Below are 16,724 nucleotides of genomic sequence, written 5' to 3'. Positions count from 1 at the left end.
AGATTTGGCAAAAACAAAAGCCCCTCACCCTAGCCCTCTCCCGGAGGGAGAGGGAACTGACTGAGGTGTTTGGTCGAGGTACGCCGACGTGCAATACCGAGTTGAATTCAGATTTGGCAAAAACAAAAGCCCCTCACCCTAGCCCTCTCCCGGAGGGAGAGGGGACTGACCGAGGTGTTTGGTCGAGGTACGCCGACGTGCAATACCGAGTTGAATTCAGATTTGGCAAAAACAAAAGCCCCTCACCCTAACCCTCTCCCGGAGGGAGAGGGGACTGACCGAGGTGTTTGGTCGAGGTACGCCGACGTGCAATACCGAGTTGAATTCAGATTTGGCAAAAACAAAAGCCCCTCACCCTAGCCCTCTCCCGGAGGGAGAGGGCTAGGGTGAGGAGTTTGGTCGAGATATGCCGACCTGGGATATCTAGCCGAACTCCGGTGTTGGAAAGCCCACAAATCGGCTCCCTCTCCTCGGGGAGAGGGCTGGGGTGAGGGGTGAATTCACCGCCAATCCAATGCCGAACGCCGGTGCACCGTTCAAAAAAAAGCCGCGAAAAATCGCGGCCAAAAGGGAGGAGTGAACAAAACTCTTTGGAATCCGACTCAGGGCCGCAGTTCCGTCAACCGCTGGCCCAGCGTCGAGTTCAGCAACCCATCGTTGAGCTGCCACACATCCGCATCCACCAGCGCCACCCGCGCCCCGCACATCGCCTGCCGCCAGACCTTCGGCGGCATTCCCACCAGGCGTCCAAACGTGCGCGTGAAGTGCGAGTGATCGGAAAACCCGCATTCATAAACGATCTCGGTAATCGCCATCGAGGTCAGCAACAATCCTTTGGCCTTGTCGATTTTCATCTTCAGCATCCATTCCTGCGGCGAGCAGCCGGTGACGATCTTGAACGCCCGGGAAAAGTGGCTGCGCGACAGGTTGCAATGTTCGGCAATTTCGCTGACGCGCAAGCTGCGGCTCAGGTCGCGCAGCATGTAGGCCTTGGCGCGGCGTTCCTGCCAGCCGGACAGCGCGCCCAGTGGGCGCGCGAGGTGGCAGGGATGGTCTGACTTCACCGATTGCGGGTTCATGGCGGCTCTCCTGATCGATGGGCAAAGTCTGGCCGCAGGCTTTATTTAAAGTCCTTAAACAAACCTTAAAAGTTATGAAGCGCAGGCCTCAGGCGTGGAATGGGTAATCGACGTAACCACGCTGATCGCCACCGAAGAAACTGCTCGGATCCGGCGTGTTCAACTCAAGGCCATCGTGCAGCCGACGCGGCAGATCCGGATTGGCCAGGAATGGCCGGCCGAAGGCGATGATGTCGGCACGATCAGCGTTCAAGGCCTGTTCGGCGGACTCGGCGTCATAACCGCCAGCGAGGATCAGCACGCCGTTCCAGGTCTGGCGCAACTGGGCGATGATCGCGTCCCAGCGCGGGTCGAAGTTTTCGTCCTTGACCGTGCCGACCATGGCCGGCTCGACCAGATGCAAGTAGGCCAGGTTCCACTGGTTGAGCGCTTCGACCAGATAACCAAATGTTGCTTCGGGCGTGTCATCGCCCATGCCCATGAAACGGCCCATCGGCGTCAGCCGTACGCCAACGCGTTCGGCACCGACTTCGTCAGCGACAGCAGCAACCACTTCGAGCAGAAAGCGCGCACGGTTTTCCACACTGCCGCCATAGGCGTCGTTGCGCTGGTTGCTGTTGCTGTTGAGGAATTGATCGAGCAGATAACCGTTGCCGGCATGAATCTCCACGCCGTCCATGCCAGCGTTCAAGGCGTTACGCGCGGCGCGGCGATAGTCTTCGACGATGGCGGCGATTTCCGCTGTTTCGAGGGCGCGCGGCACCGGCACATCGCTCCACACGCCATTGCCTTGTTCATCGACGATAAAGGTCTTGCCCGGCACTGGCAGTGCGCTCGGTGCTACCGGCAAACCGGCGTCAGGCTGGAAGCTCGGATGCGAGACCCGGCCGACATGCCACAGCTGCATGAAGATCAGGCCGTTCGCCGCGTGCACCGCCGTGCTGACTTCACGCCACGCCTGCACTTGCGCATCGGTGTAGATCCCCGGCGTCCACGCATAACCCTGGCCCTGTTGGGAAATCTGCGTGGCCTCGGTGATGATCAACGCGGCACTGGCGCGTTGGCGGTAGTACTCGGCGTTCATCGCGGTCGGCACGTCGCCCGGCTGGCCGGCGCGCGAGCGGGTCAGGGGCGCCATCGCTACGCGGTGGGCAAGGGTGTAAGGGCCAAGGGCGATCGGTTGGAACAGGCGACGGGTCATGGGTAGCTCCGGATTTCGATGAGTAGGGTTCAAGCGCGGCAGCCAGGTGCCGCGTGCTGTCAGGTAACTTAACCGGGGGTGGCGGGGCTGATAATCCGTGGCCGGCGCTACGCAGTTTTGCGCGCAGCGCAACGGCACCCGCGCTCATCCATGACGAGCGCGGGCGTAATTCAGGCGGGTTGGGTCGAGCGGGTCAGCGGCAGGTTCAGCCAGCGCCGGCCGGTGGCATTGCTGACCGCGTTGCCGAGTGCGGCAGCCATTGGCCCCTGGACGATTTCGGCAGCGCCGAGGAACGGTTCGCCCGGTTGATCGAGCAAGTGCACATCGACTTTTTTCGGCAATTGCGTAAAGCGCAGAATCGGATAACCGCTCCAGTCATAGCTGCGAATGCCGCCGGCGTCGTAGGCGACTTGTTCGTAGAGCGTCCAGCTCGCCGACTGGACGATGCCGCCCTCGACCTGATTGCGCAGGCCATCTGGACTGACGATCTGGCCGACGTCGACCGCCGTCACCACATGGTCAACGCGAATCTCGCCGGTCTGCGGATGCACCCGCAGCTTCACCGCGAGGGCGCAGTAACCCATGATGTTCTTGTAGCGGGCGAAGGCAAAACCGATCCCCGCGCCGGGCTCGCTGCTCTTGTGCGGCCAGCCGATTTCGTCACGCACGCGCTCGATCACCGCGCGGGCACGCGGGTCGCTCAGATGCGCCAGACGCAACGCCACCGGATCGAGCCCGGCCTTGATCGCCAGCTCATCGATACTGGCCTCGATGGCGAAGATATTGATGTGCGCCCCCAGCGAACGCATGGCCGAAGTGCGAAAGGGCATGGTGGTGACGAAGTTCATGTTGATCCGCGTTGCGCCCAGCTCGTACAGCGGCACCGCGTTGCGATCGCCGTCACCTTCGGGCTGGGCGATCGGCACCGAGGGCGCCGAGGCGAAGGGTTTCGCTAGCAGGCGTGCCGGCAGCAGACGCCCGGCATTGACGATGCGTTCGTTGTGCGGCGTGGTCCACAGCTCGTAGCTCCAGTCCTGCAAACGACCCTGACTGAGGCCGGCATCGACCTCGGTGACCATCGCCGAACTGTACGGCTCCCATAGATTTTCCTGCTCGCGCATCCATTGCACGCGCACCGGCGTGCCCGGCAGGCGCATGGCGATCAATGCGGCATCGGCGGCGGCATCATCGGCGCCGTTGTGGCCATAACAACCCGAGCCTTCGGTATGAATGCAGCGCACGCGCTCCGGCGGCAGACGCAGCATCTCGGCGATGCCGGCGCGCAGCGGATAGACGCCCTGGGTGTGGGTCCAGACCGTGAGCAGGCCATCTTTGAACCAGGCCACCGCGCAGGACGGGCCGATCGAGCCGTGCATCAGATATTGCTTGGTCACCCGCGCCTTGAAGCGCGTTTCGGTCGCGCCGCCGGGATTGCCGTTGTTGCTGATCGGGTAGCGCTTGGAGGGCAATTGCTTGAGCAAATCGTGAATCCCGGCGGCTTCGGGAATCGCTTCGCCGCCGCTCCACTTGGCGCTCTCCATGCCGCTGCGCATGGCCTTGATCGCTTGCCATTCATCACGGGCGACCACGGCCAGATAGTTGCCGTCGCGGATCACTTTGACCACGCCGCTGAGCGCTTCAATCGATGCCGTATCGAACGCCTGCAACGTGCAGCCCGGACGCGGCGGGCGGATCACTCGCGCATGCAGCATGCCCGGCAGGCGCATGTCCTGCACGAACGCCGCGCCGCCGCTGACCTTGGCCGGAATGTCCAGACGCGGCAGGTTGTGCCCGATCAGCTTGAAGTCGGCCGCCGCCATCGCCGGTGATTGCGCCTTGGCGTATTGGTGCACATCGACGTGCCTGACAGCGTCGGCGTAAGCCATGCGTTGCCCGCTCGGGCCTTCGATAATGCCGTCGCGAGTGCTCAGTTGCGCAGCGTCGACTTGCCAACTGCGCGCGGCGGCATCGACGAGCATTTCGCGCACCTGCGCGGCGGCGTTGTACAGCGCGGTGCCGCTGTCGAAAATGCTGTGGCTGCCGGCGGTGTAGCCTTCGTTGGGCGTCAGTGCGGTGTCGGCGGTGAGCAAATTGACGGCGCTGGCCGGTACCTGCAAACGCTCGGCGGCGATTTGCAGCAACGCGGTTTTCACGCCGGTGCCCAATTCGACTTTGCCGGTGTACACGGTGATGCCGTCGGCGCCGATGCGAATCCACGCGTCGAGGTACGGGTTAGTGCGCAGACTGCCGGGCAGATCGGGGGCGAGCACGACGGTGCCGAGGGTGTCGACTTCGGTGTCGGCCAAGGCCCGCCGCGCTACCGGCATCAGGGTGAAAGCCATCAGCAGTGCGCCGCCGCGCAGGAACGCCCGGCGGCTGGGGTTCAAGCCGTTTGCGTCGCTCATGTCAGGCTCCCGCTGTGCCCGGCGACCTGTTTGATCGCCTCGATGATGCGCAAGTGCGTGCCGCAGCGGCACAGATTGCCGGCCATGTGCTCGCAGATGGTTTGCTCGTCCGGGTGCGGATCGCGTTCAAGCAACGACTGTGCGCGCATCAGCATGCCGGCGATGCAGTAACCGCATTGCGCCGCCTGCTTGTCGATGAACGCTGCTTGCAGCGGGCCGGGTTTCTCGGCGCTGCCGAGGCTTTCCACGGTGCGGATCTTTTTCCCTTCAAGGCCGGCGCATGGCGTCAGGCAGGCGAACACCGGCTTATCGTCGACGATCACCGTGCACGCGCCGCACTGGCCCAGGCCGCAGCCATACTTGGCGCCGTTGAGGTTCAAGTGATTGCGAAGCGCGTACAGCAGCGGCATGTCCGGTTCCAGCTCCAGCGCTTGGGCGGCTCCATTGACGGTGAGAGTGATCTGGCTCATTTCGTCTCCTGACGTAACGCTTCAATAGTGGAAGAAAGGTCGGCCCACGGCTGATCGGGTCTGGCTTGCTCGCGCAGGTACGCGGCGAGTGCACCGAGCTGGGCGTTGTCGAGGCTGGCGGCGAACGGCGGCATCACCGGACCGGGTGCGCCGGGGATGGCGGGCACACCTTCGAGTACGGTCTTGAGAAAGTTGCGCGAACTGGCCGCTTGCAGGGCCGAGGTGTTTTGCAGACCGGGGCGTCCGTCGATTTCACGCATCGGCGCGGCGGCTGCGTGGCAGCCGGCGCAGGCGCTGCTGAAGAGCAGGGCGCCGCTGCTGTGGTCCGTTGGATTGCTTGGCTTTTTCGGCGTGGTTTCGGTCACTGCATGAGGGCTTTGCAAGCTCAGCAGGTAGTCGGCAATCGCCTCGGCTTCACTGGCCGGCAAGCGCGCCAGACTCAGGCTGACCGGACGCATCGGGCCGGCGGGTGTGCCGTGGCCATCGACTACATCAGCGCGCAGATAGCCGAGCAATTGCTCGCGATTCCACGGATTGGCGCGCTGACCGAGGCCGACCAGTGCCGGCGCCTCCCAGCCATCGACGCTGCCGCCGAGCAGATATTCCGAGGATTTCTCCGCACCGATCAGGTTCAGCGGCGAATGGCAGCCGGCGCAGTGGCCCGGGCCGTCGACCAGATAGCGTCCGCGATTCCATGCCGCGCTGTGTTCGGCCAGCGGCGTCAACGGCTCGCCATGCAGGAACAGCAGGTTCCAGAACGACACCAGCGGACGGATGTTCATCGGGAAGTTCATCTGGTTCTGCCTGGCGGGGGCGTGTACGGCGGGGCCGCTCATCAGGTAGGCGTAGGCATCGGCAATGTCCGCTGCGCTCATGCGCCGGTAGTGCACATAGGGAAACGCCGGGTAGAGAAAGTGGCCGTCACGGGCAATGCCTTCGCGCATCGCCCGTTCGAACGCCGGCAATGACCACTCGCCGATGCCAGTTTGCGCATCCGGGGTGATGTTGGTGCTGTACAGCGTGCCGAACGGCGTTACCAGCGGCAGCCCGCCGGCCAGGTATTCGCCGCCGGGGCGGGTGTGACACACCGCGCAGTCGCCGGCCTCGACCACCCGTGCGCCGCGTTGCAACTGCGCGCTATCGAATGACGTGGGCCGCTTGATCGGGGCGATCGCCGGGCGCCACATCAGCGCGACGGCGACGACCAGGCCGATGACCGCGAGCACAGCCACGCTGATCCACAGGGTTCTGGATTTGAGTAGAGGGCTGTTCATGGTCGGCAGGAAAACGCAGCGGGCAGTGGCAGGACGAATGAAGTGCGGGTCATGGAAACGCTCCTTGTAGCAGCCGGGGAAGGGCGCCGATGCGGACGTCTGCGCCAGGGCCAAAGCGTAGAGAAGACGCTTGCGGTGGAGAATCACCGGCCCGCGCAACAGCGCGTTGCGCCACAAGCAACGTTGCGCTCGACGCATCAGTGCGTTGTCTCGCGCACGGATTCTCGCCGCCGCCGGGTGACCGTAGCCTTGGCACAACTTTCCCGAACTCAACGAGGTGTCACTATGCTTACGGGCAACCCTGCCGTTGCGGCCCCGGCCGAACAGCCTGCTTCACTCTCCGGCCTGATGGTCGCGTTTCTGGCCTTCTGCTGCGGCGCGGTCGTCGCCAACCTGTATTACGCGCAGCCCATTGTCGAACTGATCGCGCCGCAGATCGGCCTGTCCAGTGCCAATGCCAGCCTCATCGTGTCGCTGACGCAGTTTGGTTACGCGCTGGGTCTGTTGCTGTTGGTGCCGCTGGCCGACCTGATGGAGAACCGCCGTCTGGTGGTCGGCTTCACTCTTGCCGCCAGCGTTACGCTGCTTTGCGCTGGCCTGACCCATTCGCCGTCGCTGTTTCTGCTCTTGTCCTTGCTGATCGGCCTGACCTCGGTGGCGGTGCAGATTCTCGTGCCGCTGGCCGCGCATCTGGCGCCGGAAGCCAGTCGTGGCCGCGTGGTCGGCAATATCATGAGTGGCTTGCTGCTGGGGATTCTGCTGTCGCGGCCGCTGTCGAGCCTGTTGGTCGAGGTGTTCGGCTGGCGCGGAGTTTTTTACAGCGCGGCGGCACTGATGGCGGTGATCGCGTTGATTACCGCTGTGGCACTGCCGCGCCGGGTGCCGACGCACAAGGCCACTTATGTCGCGTTGATCGGTTCGGTGTTTGCCCTGGCCCGGCGCTTTCCGGTGTTGCGTCAGCGTTCGCTGTATCAAGGCTTGCTGTTCGCCAGTTTCAGCCTGTTCTGGACACTCGCGCCGATTGAGCTGATGCGTCATCACGGCTTCAGTCAGGCACAAGTGGCGATCTTCGCGCTGGTCGGTGCGGTGGGTGCAATTGCGGCGCCGATTGCCGGACGTCTGGCCGATGCCGGGCACGGTCGTCGCGGTACCCTGGTGGCGTTGCTGCTGGCGCCGTTGTCGCTGTTGATCGCCGCGCTGCCGGGCAGTGGTTTCGTGTGGCTGGTGGTGTGTGCGGTGCTGCTGGATTTTGCCGTGCAACTGAACATGGTCCTCGGCCAGCGCGAGGTCTACGCCCTCGACCCGCACAGCCGCGCCCGCCTGAATGCGGTGTACATGACCAGCATCTTCGTCGGCGGCGCCCTCGGCTCACTTGTCGCCAGCCCGCTGTACGAACACTTCGGCTGGAACCTCTCGGCCGTCGCCGTGGCGGTGCTGCCGGCACTGGCGCTGGCGTTGTTCCTGGGTCGCAAGGCTGAGCGCTACTGAATCAAAAGAACCCCACAAATCCCCCCTGTGGGAGTGAGCCTGCTCACGAAAGCGGTGGGTCAGCATGCCCATCAATCACCTGACCCGACGCCTTCGCAAGCAGGCTCGCTCCCACAGGATTTTGGGTGCACCGGTTGATCGCTGACCAGCCACAAAGCCATTGTGGCAACGAGGTACTCGAGATGGACTTGTTTCCCGCACCAGGCGCCGGCAAGCACGACGGTACAAGACGTCCGGCGAGCGCTGATGCACAATTAGCGGCGTTCCCTCACCACCGGACCCCGCTTATGGACAAGTTGCTGGCCTTGAAGATGTTTGTTGAAACCGTGCGCTGCGGGGGCTATTCCTCGGCGGCGCGCAAGCTTGGGATCTCGACGTCTTCGGTGACACGGCAAGTGGCGGGGCTGGAAAACGAGTTGGGCGCCAGCCTGCTCAACCGCACCACACGTAACACCAGTGTGACCGTTGCCGGCCAGACCTATTTCGAAAAAGCCGTGGCGATTCTCGATGCCATCGACGAAGCCGATGCGGTGGTCGCCGATCGTGGCAGCGAAGCACAAGGCCGCTTGCGCATCAGCGTGCCGGTGGAGTTTGGCCGCAGGCTGATCGCGCCGCACCTGAGCCGCTTGCTCGAACGCCATCCGGGGCTGGAGATCAGCCTTTCGCTGAGCGATCAGGTCAGTGATCTACTCAGCGAACAGATCGACGTTTCGGTGCGGCTCGGTTCGACGGTGGTCAGCGAAGACATCGTCAGCAAACGCGTCGGCCACTTCCAGCGTTGGGTCATCGCCAGCCCGGATTACCTCGCGCGCAGCGGCGTGCTTGAGCATCCACGGGATCTGCTCGAACACCAATGCCTGCGTTTCGACTACGGCGGCAGCCATCATCACTGGACCTTTCAGGGCGACGAAGAGCCGATTCAGCTCAACGTCCAGGGTCGCCTGCAAAGCAACAACGCCGACATCTTGCGCGAAGCCGCGATCGGCGGTGGCGGGGTGGCGCTGCTGGCCGACTGGCTGGTGCGCGACGATGTCGCCGCCGGGCGCCTGACGCGCCTGCTTGAGCACTACGAGGTCAATCCGGGCAGCGCCAGCAGTTGCATCAACGCGCTGTACTTGCCCAACCACCGAGGCTCAAGCCGGATCAACGTGTTCATCGACTTTCTCGTGGAAATCCTCAATCCCGCTGCACCCGCCGCTTAGCGCTGCTCGAAAGGCTGCACACTCTGTTGCTGCAGCCGCTGCACACTGCTTGTATGCTTGCGCCCCGGAACACGTGGCCGCCGTGAGTGCCGACGTTCGAATGATGGCTGGAATGGATACCGGACTTCCTTAAGGTACTGACGTGAAGCGTGATACTCGCCTTGTAATGCTCCTGCTGCTGGTGATTGGCTGTTCCCTGACTTCGCTGACGATCTGGAAAGTCTGGTCTTCGCGTGAGCGCGCGCTGGCCGAGGTCGACGTGCATGGCCTGAACCTGACCCAGGCGCTCAACACCTATACCGAAGGCATCGTCCGGCAAAGCTCGCTGCTCTTGCTCGGGCTGGTCGAACGCCTGGAAACCGAGGGCAGCGGGCCGCCGCAGATCCAGCGCATCAAGACCCTGATCGACCATCAGCAGCCGTTGATGCCACAGCTCAGCGGCATCACCGTCTACGACCGCCACGGTTACTGGCTGATGTCCTCCAACCGGCCGATTCCGGAGGGTGCCAACAGCAGCGACCGCGCCTATTTCATTCATCACCGTGACAATCCGAGCCGTGAGCCGTTCATTGGCCCGCCGATCCAGAGCCGTTCCAATCACGAATGGGTGGTGACCATCAGCCGTCGCTTCAATGACGATGATGGCCAGTTTGCCGGCGTTGTGGCGGTAACCCTGGGAGTGGAAAACTTCCTGCGCGTGTTCGGCAAACTCGACGTTGGCCAGGACGGCGCGATCGGTCTGTCGTACACCGATGGCACGCTGCTGGTGCGCTACCCGTTCCGCGAGCAGGACATGGGCCGCAATTTCTCCAAATCGCCGATCTACGCCAAATATCTGGTCGATCGCTCGGTCGGCACCGCCTCGTACACCTCCAGCCTCGACGGCGTCGAGCGGCTGTACGCGTTCCGCAAAAGCGAAAGCCTGCCGCTGATCACTACCGTTGCCCTGGGCAAGGACGAAGCGCTGGCGGCGTGGCGCATTGAGGCGGCGTTGTCGGCGGTGGTGGTTGCCGGGCTGCTGGGGCTGACCGGGCTGATCGGCTGGTTCCTGATCCTCGATATTCGCCGACGTACCGAAGCTGAAGAAGCTTTGCGCGATGCCCAGCAGCAGTTGCTCGCCTCCAATCGACAGCTGGAATTGCTGGCAATGAAAGATGCGCTGACCGGCCTGGCCAACCGCCGCTGCTTCGATGAAACACTGGCGGTGGAAGCGCGTCGGGCGCAGCGTGACGGGACTTCGCTGGCGTTGCTGATGATCGATATAGATCACTTCAAGTTGTTCAACGATACCTTGGGCCACGTCGCCGGCGATGCCTGTCTGCAAGCGGTCAGCAAGGTCCTTGAAAGCTGCGTGCGACGCCCCTCGGATCTGGTCGCGCGCTACGGTGGCGAGGAAATGGCGGTGATCATGCCGGCCACCGACGGCGCCGGTGCGTCGGTCGTGGCACAAATGATGCTCAAGCGCTTGCAACAGGCCAACATCGCCCACCCGGGCAGCCCGTTCGGTCGGGTCACGGTGAGTATCGGTATGGCGGTGGGCACGGGCACGCAGTTGGATTCGCTGGCGGAGTTGATCGAGGCCGCCGATCAGGCGCTGTACCGCGCAAAAGCGGCCGGCCGCAACGGTATGGCCTGACACGCCCGTGGCGCCCCAGAAAGCTTCGCCGTGAGCCGAAACCCCATTGGGTTTTGTGTGTTGCAAGGGCTTTGCACCCGCCGCGAAAACCTGTGGGAGCGAGCCTGCTCGCGAAAGCATTGGGGCAGGCGATGAGGAGGCTGAATGTGCCGCCGTCTTCGCGAGCAGGCTCGCTCCTACAAGGGATGTGTGTTGGTGCTTAGGCGGAATAGGTCGGGTAATCGGTATACCCCTCGGCACCACCGCCATACACCGTGGCAGGATTCAATTGATTCAACGGCCAGCCCTGGGCAATCCGCGCCGGCAGATCCGGGTTGGCCATGAATGGCCGGCCAAATGCGACAAGGTCAGCAAGCCCCGATTCAAGCAATTGCGCCCCGGTTTCGGCGGTGTAGCGCCCGGCGTAAATGATCGCGCCGCTGAACGTATCGCGCACGGCTTGGCGAAAGGTCTGCGGCATGGCTGGCGCGTTGTCCCAGTCGGCCTCGGCGATCGACAAGTAGGCGATGCCCACGTCTTCGAGAATCTTGATTGCGGCGATGTAGGTGGTGTGCGGATCTTCCTCGACCAGACCCAGATAAGTCCGCGCTTCATCGGTGGTGCTGAACAGCGGCGCAAAACGCACACCGACCTTGTCCTTGCCGATGCATTCGGCGACGCCAGCCACCACTTCGCGCAAGAAGCGCAAGCGATTGTCCAGCGAGCCACCGTACTGATCGGTGCGCAGGTTGCTGTGGGCGGAGATGAACTGGTTGACCAGATAACCGTTGGCGCAATGCAGTTCGATGCCGTCGAAACCCGCGTCCATCGCGTTGCGTGCGGCCTGGATATACAGCTGAATCAGTTCCTGCACTTCATCCGTACTCAGCGCGCGCGGAGCGGACGGTGGTACCAGTTCACCAGCACCGGGCGCGGTTTCGATAAACACGCTGACGCGATCCGTGGCCAGCGCAGAAGCCGACACGGGGGCGTCGCCATTGGGCTGCAACGCCGTGTGGGATACGCGACCGACATGCCAGAGCTGAGCGAAGATCACCCCATCCACTGCGTGCACCGCCTCGGTGACTTTGCGCCAACCGGCGATCTGCTCCGGCGTGTGAATGCCCGGCGTCCACGCATAACCCTGGCCGCGCGGTTCGATCTGCGTGCCCTCGGTGACGAGCAAACCGGCACCGGCGCGCTGCTGGTAATACTCGGCCATCAACTCGTTGGCGACATTGCCCGGTTGCGTACTGCGCTGGCGGGTGAGGGGCGGCAAGACGATGCGGTTTTTTAGGGTGTGTGCGCCCAGTTTCGCGGGCGTGAAGAAAGCGTTGTTCATGGAGTAAGCCTTGAATCTGATTAGACCAGTCGACTAGTGACTGGGCAAAAAAACAACGCCGGGCTGTACGCACGCGGCGTTGATCGGGTTGGAACGAAGGTTCAGCCGAGCAGTTGCAACAGCTTTGCAGCAACCGCGGCGGAGCTGGCCGGGTTCTGGCCGGTGACCAGTTGCCCGTCAGTTATCACATGCACCTGCCAGTCGGCGACTTTCGAGTAGCGGCCACCGAGACGTTGGAATTCGTCTTCGATGAGGAACGGCACTACGTCAGTCAGACCAACAGCAGCTTCTTCGGCATTGGTAAAACCGGTGACGTCACGATCCTTGACGATCGACTGACCATCAGCGCGCACCACATGCAGCAGTACGCCCGGTGCGTGGCAGACAAAACCGTGAGGCTTGTTGGCGCGGTCGAAGGCTTCGATCAGCGCAATCGAGGCCTTGTCTTCGGCCAGATCCCACAGTGGGCCGTGGCCGCCTGGGTAGAACACGGCATCGAAATCTTCGGCGCGGACATCAGCCAAACGGCCAGTGTTGGCCAGTGCCTGTTGCGCGGCTGGATCAGCGCGGAAGCGATCAGTCTCGGCGGTCTGCGCGCCGGGCTCATCGCTTTTCGGGTCGAGCGGCGGCTGGCCGCCGGCCGGGGAAACCAGGGTGACGTCGGCGCCGGCGTCCTTGAAGGCGTAGTAGGGCGCGGCAAACTCTTCCAGCCAGAAGCCGGTTTTCTTGCCGGTGTTGCCGAGTTGATCGTGGGAAGTCAGAACCATCAAGATTTTCATAGAGCACCCTTGGGTTGGTCTGGCATCGGCAGAAGGCGAGGGATTCGCGGTTGTCGGTGCCGCATGAATTTGTTGTGTCGGGGCGCAGGATAGATTCCAATTAGACCAGTCGTCTAGTAATTTTTTCAGAAAATGTTTTTGCCCGGTGGATATGGCAAACTCGCGGTCCTGAAAAGTATACGACTGGTCTATTGTCTGGAATTTTGCGCACCATGAAGCCGACCTTTGACGACACCCGCCAACACTTGCTCGACACCGGCCACCGAATGATGGCCGAGAAGGGCTTCACCAGCGTCGGCCTCAACGAGATCCTGCAGACCGCCGGCGTGCCCAAGGGCTCGTTCTATCACTACTTCAAATCCAAGGAGTTGTACGGCCAGGCGCTGCTCGAGGATTACTTCGTCGACTACCTCGCTGACATGGAGCGCCGCCTGACGCTGCCGGGACTGACTGCCTTCGAGCGCTTGATGGATTACTGGCAGGGCTGGCAGAACCGCTGCACTCTGGAAGGCCACGGCGATGAATGCCTGGTGGTGAAACTCAGCGCCGAAGTTGCCGACCTCTCCGAATCGATGCGCCTGACCCTGCGCGACGGCGCCGAACGCATTGTCGCGCGCATCACCGAATGCATCGAACAGGGTCAGACCGACAAAAGCCTGCCCGAAGGCGATGCGCGGAAACTGGCAGAAACGCTGTATCAGCTATGGCTCGGCGCGAGTCTGCTGAACAAATTGCAACGTACCGGGCAGTCGCTGGAGACCTCAATGGCGATGACCCGACAGTTGCTGCAAGTCTGAGCCTCGCCGCAGATCCTTTGTAGGAGTGAGCTTGCTCGCGAAGAGCGCGGCACATTCAACATCTTCATCATCTGACCGAATGCATTCGCGAGCAGGCTCGCTCCCACAGGTTTTCGCGCCGTGTGCCAGATCCCGGCAGCACACAAAACTCAATGTGGGAGCGAGCCTGCTCGCGAAGACGGCGGCACATTCAACATCTCATCGCCAGACCGAATGCATTCGCGAGCAAGCTCGCTCCCACAGGGATTTGTGGTGGCTGTGGAAAAGGTGATCAGCACATGGAACTGGATCAGGCTTTCCGAAATCTGGTCAGGGCAGTTGTGCGAACCACTGCGCATACGGCGTATTGCTCACCTTGTGCCGGTTGTAATCCGGGCTGCCATCCTCCCACCACACCGGCCCGCGTTCACCCAATGCGACTTTGGCCTGGTTCACACGCGCTCTCGATGACCTCAACGCATCAGCATCCTCCGCGTGCTTGGCCTCTTTGACCGCACGCCGCGCCGACATTAGTTCGGTAACCAACGCCTCACGCTCCGCCGCTGGCAGCGATGGATTGCTACAGCGCCACAGCTGTTGCTTGACCACAAAATAGCGACCGTCGGGGGTGGTGGGGTACATGGGCGATATCCTGCTTGATCCAGTCTCAAACCGGGTAAGACAACTCGCCGATGAGTTTATCCAGCGTAATCGGATAATCGCGCACCCGTACACCGCAAGCGTTATAGATCGCGTTGGCGATGGCCGCTGCCGCGCCGCTGATACCCAGCTCGCCGACGCCTTTGGCTTTCAACGGGGTGGCATACGGATCGACTTCATCGAGAAAAATCACCTCCTGATGGGGAATGTCAGCGTGCACCGGCACCTCATAGCCGGCCAGATCGTGATTGACGAAAAAGCCCATGCGATGATCCACCGCCAGCTCTTCCATCAGCGCCGCGCCTGCGCCCATGGTCATGCCGCCGATGATCTGGCTGCGCGCGGTTTTCGGGTTGAGGATGCGCCCGGCGGCGCACACGGCCAGTTGCCGACGCAGGCGAATTTCGCCGGTCGCCGCATTGACCGCGACCTCGGCGAAATGCGCGCCAAAGGTCTGCTGGGCGAAGCGCTGGGCGAGATCGCCGTATTCCATGCGGTCCTCGCCAGTCAGCTCGCCCTTGGCGGCAGCTTGCGACAGGGCAACGTGCTGCGAGCCTGCGCGAATCTGCCCGGCCACAAACTCCGCTTGCTGAGGATCGATCCCGACGGCGCGAGCGGCGGCCTCGCGCAATTTCAGGCACGCGGCATACACGCCGGCAGTGGAGGAGGCCGCGCCCCACTGGCCGCCGGAGCCTGACGATTCGGGAAACCGCGAATCGCCCAAATGCACCACGACACGCTCCAGCGGCACGCCCATCATTTCCGCGGCGGTCTGGGCGATGATGGTGTAACTGCCGGTGCCGATGTCGGTCATATCGGTTTCAACGGTGATGATGCCCTGGCGATCAAGGCGCACGCGCGCCGCCGATGCGGTGGTCGGTGCGCCGCGAATTGCCGAGGCCAGACCAATGCCGATCAGCCAGCCGCCCTCACGACGCTGACCGGGTTGAGGGTTGCGCTGCTGCCAGCCAAAACGCTCAGCACCCGTGTTCAGACACTCCACGAGTTGCCGTTTGGAAAACGGCCGCGACGGCTGCTCCGGATCGACCTGCGTGTCGTTGAGGACGCGCAGTTGCAGCGGATCCATCTGCAGCTTTTCTGCCAGTTCATCCATGGCGATTTCCAGCGCCATCATCCCCGGTGCCTCGCCCGGCGCACGCATCGCCGAACCCTCGGCGAGATCGAGTACCGCGAGGTTCAAACGAGTCATGCGATTGGCCCCGGCGTAAAGCAATCGCGTTGACGCGGTAGCCGCTTCGGCGCGTCCGCCGCGTAGATTGCCCGACCAGCTCTCGTGGCCGATCGCCGTGATCATGCCGTCACGGTTGGCACCGATGCGTATGCGCTGAATCGTCGCCGGGCGGTGAGTCAGGTTGTTGAACATCAGCGGACGCGGCAATGCGACCTTCACCGCGCGCCCGGCATGTCGGGCCGCCAGCGACGCCAGTACCGCGTCGCAGAGAATCGTGCCCTTACCGCCGAAACCACCGCCGATATACGGCGAGATCAGGCGTACATCTTCCTTGGCAATGCCGAGGGTTTTCGCCAGATCGCGCACGCCCCAGTTGATCTGCTGAATCGATGTCCACAAGGTCAACTGCTTGCCGTTCCAGCGGGCGATGGTCGCGTGCGGTTCCATCATCGCGTGTGCTTGATCGGGTGTGCTGTAGTGCTGATCGATCTGCAACGGCGCGGCGTTGAAGGCGCTTTCGAAGTCACCGACGCTGGTCTGCGGCGGCGGGCCGAAACCGGCCGGCGGCGCTGGGGGCGCTGAGTCTTTCGCCGCCGCCAGATTGAACGAACCCGGTTCGGCCACGTAGCGAATATCGAGCAGCCCAGCCGCAGCGCGCGCCTCCTCAAAGGTGTTCGCGACGACAATTGCCACGGCCTGATGATAGTGATCGACCTGCGGCCCGGCCAAGGCCCGGGCCACGTAAAACTCGCCCTTGGCCAACGGTCCGGCGTTCTCATAAGTGACGATGGCGATCACCCCGGACGCCTCGCTCGCTCGGTCCGAATCAATCGAGGCGATGCGCCCCTTGCCAATCCCGGCGCCGACGATATAGCCGTAAGCGGCATCGGGTGCCGCTGCGTGCTGTTCGTAGGCGTAAGTAGCGGTGCCGGTGGTTTTCAGCTTGCCGTCGATGCGGTCGGCAGGCTGCCCTATCACCTTCAACTGGTCGATGGGGTTGGTGTCGGCCGGGGTGTCGAATTTCATAGGCGAATTCCTTTCAGTCGGGCTGGCGGCGCACACGCAGCGCCGCGCAGCCAACGGTTGACGTCGGATCTCAACGAGCCTAGGCCATCGAGGCGCAACTGATAATGCGCGGTTTCAGGATGATGTGATGAATCCTGCTCACCAATCCTGACCAACATGACAAATAAGAATAAGTTTCAATTACCAATGCGTCGGTATACCATGCGCCGCGTTTT

The 16,724-nt window shown here is 62.8% G+C and carries 13 protein-coding genes; 4 read left to right on the top strand and 9 right to left on the bottom strand.

Going from position 1 to position 16,724, the window contains the following annotated elements:
• Window positions 1-602: 602 nt before the first annotated feature.
• The 5 genes from GXB78_RS04625 to GXB78_RS04605 form a co-directional block, all read right to left on the bottom strand.
• Window positions 603-1,079 (bottom strand): AraC family transcriptional regulator, encoded by a 477-nt coding sequence (locus GXB78_RS04625; RefSeq protein WP_329514504.1) that lies wholly within the window; start codon window positions 1,077-1,079, stop codon window positions 603-605.
• Between the two features lie 88 nt (window positions 1,080-1,167).
• Window positions 1,168-2,280, bottom strand: a complete 1,113-nt coding sequence (locus GXB78_RS04620; RefSeq protein WP_329514503.1) for an alkene reductase — start codon at window positions 2,278-2,280, stop codon at window positions 1,168-1,170.
• 170 nt (window positions 2,281-2,450) lie between these two features.
• The gene (locus tag GXB78_RS04615) at window positions 2,451-4,685 is read right to left on the bottom strand and encodes a xanthine dehydrogenase family protein molybdopterin-binding subunit (RefSeq protein WP_329514502.1); all 2,235 of its coding nucleotides are present in this window, start codon (window positions 4,683-4,685) and stop codon (window positions 2,451-2,453) included.
• A complete protein-coding gene (locus tag GXB78_RS04610) occupies window positions 4,682-5,155 on the bottom strand; it encodes a (2Fe-2S)-binding protein (RefSeq protein ID WP_329514501.1) in 474 nt (157 codons plus the stop codon). Before GXB78_RS04610 ends, GXB78_RS04615 begins: the two co-directional genes overlap by 4 nt.
• Window positions 5,152-6,627, bottom strand: a complete 1,476-nt coding sequence (locus GXB78_RS04605) for a c-type cytochrome (RefSeq protein WP_408005103.1) — start codon at window positions 6,625-6,627, stop codon at window positions 5,152-5,154. Before GXB78_RS04605 ends, GXB78_RS04610 begins: the two co-directional genes overlap by 4 nt.
• A gap of 87 nt (window positions 6,628-6,714) precedes the next feature.
• On the opposite strand from GXB78_RS04605, the gene GXB78_RS04600 reads away from it, so the two are divergent.
• The 3 genes from GXB78_RS04600 (at window position 6,715) to GXB78_RS04590 (ending at window position 10,755) form a co-directional block, all read left to right on the top strand.
• The gene (locus GXB78_RS04600; protein ID WP_329514500.1) at window positions 6,715-7,917 is read left to right on the top strand and encodes an MFS transporter; all 1,203 of its coding nucleotides are present in this window, start codon (window positions 6,715-6,717) and stop codon (window positions 7,915-7,917) included.
• Between the two features lie 287 nt (window positions 7,918-8,204).
• Window positions 8,205-9,119 (top strand): LysR family transcriptional regulator, encoded by a 915-nt coding sequence (locus tag GXB78_RS04595; protein WP_329514499.1) that lies wholly within the window; start codon window positions 8,205-8,207, stop codon window positions 9,117-9,119.
• Window positions 9,120-9,261: 142 nt separating this feature from the next.
• Window positions 9,262-10,755, top strand: coding sequence for a sensor domain-containing diguanylate cyclase (locus GXB78_RS04590; RefSeq protein ID WP_329514498.1), 1,494 nt, complete (start codon window positions 9,262-9,264; stop codon window positions 10,753-10,755).
• Between the two features lie 199 nt (window positions 10,756-10,954).
• On the opposite strand, the gene GXB78_RS04585 is transcribed toward GXB78_RS04590, so the two are convergent.
• Both GXB78_RS04585 and GXB78_RS04580 read right to left on the bottom strand, forming a co-directional pair.
• On the bottom strand, window positions 10,955-12,076 hold the full coding sequence (locus tag GXB78_RS04585) for an alkene reductase (RefSeq protein WP_329514497.1): 1,122 nt from the start codon (window positions 12,074-12,076) through the stop codon (window positions 10,955-10,957).
• A gap of 101 nt (window positions 12,077-12,177) precedes the next feature.
• Window positions 12,178-12,855 carry a type 1 glutamine amidotransferase domain-containing protein gene (locus GXB78_RS04580; protein WP_329514496.1) on the bottom strand — a complete coding sequence of 226 codons (678 nt, stop codon included), beginning with the start codon at window positions 12,853-12,855 and terminating at the stop codon, window positions 12,178-12,180.
• 212 nt (window positions 12,856-13,067) lie between these two features.
• Here GXB78_RS04580 and GXB78_RS04575 point away from each other — a divergent pair, with 212 nt between their 5' ends.
• A complete protein-coding gene (locus tag GXB78_RS04575) occupies window positions 13,068-13,652 on the top strand; it encodes a TetR/AcrR family transcriptional regulator (protein ID WP_016770670.1) in 585 nt (194 codons plus the stop codon).
• Between the two features lie 309 nt (window positions 13,653-13,961).
• On the opposite strand, the gene GXB78_RS04570 is transcribed toward GXB78_RS04575, so the two are convergent.
• Together GXB78_RS04570 and paoC are read right to left on the bottom strand one after the other, a co-directional pair.
• A complete protein-coding gene (locus GXB78_RS04570; protein WP_329514495.1) occupies window positions 13,962-14,273 on the bottom strand; it encodes a hypothetical protein in 312 nt (103 codons plus the stop codon).
• 25 nt (window positions 14,274-14,298) lie between these two features.
• On the bottom strand, window positions 14,299-16,509 hold the full coding sequence (gene paoC, locus GXB78_RS04565; RefSeq protein ID WP_329514494.1) for an aldehyde oxidoreductase molybdenum-binding subunit PaoC: 2,211 nt from the start codon (window positions 16,507-16,509) through the stop codon (window positions 14,299-14,301).
• Window positions 16,510-16,724: the final 215 nt, after the last annotated feature.

Source organism: Pseudomonas moraviensis subsp. stanleyae, from assembly GCF_036283065.1.
Classification (GTDB): Bacteria; Pseudomonadota; Gammaproteobacteria; order Pseudomonadales; family Pseudomonadaceae; genus Aquipseudomonas; species Aquipseudomonas stanleyae.
The sequence above is the reverse complement of the archived record's forward strand: the minus strand, read 5'-3'. Positions and strand labels throughout refer to the sequence as shown.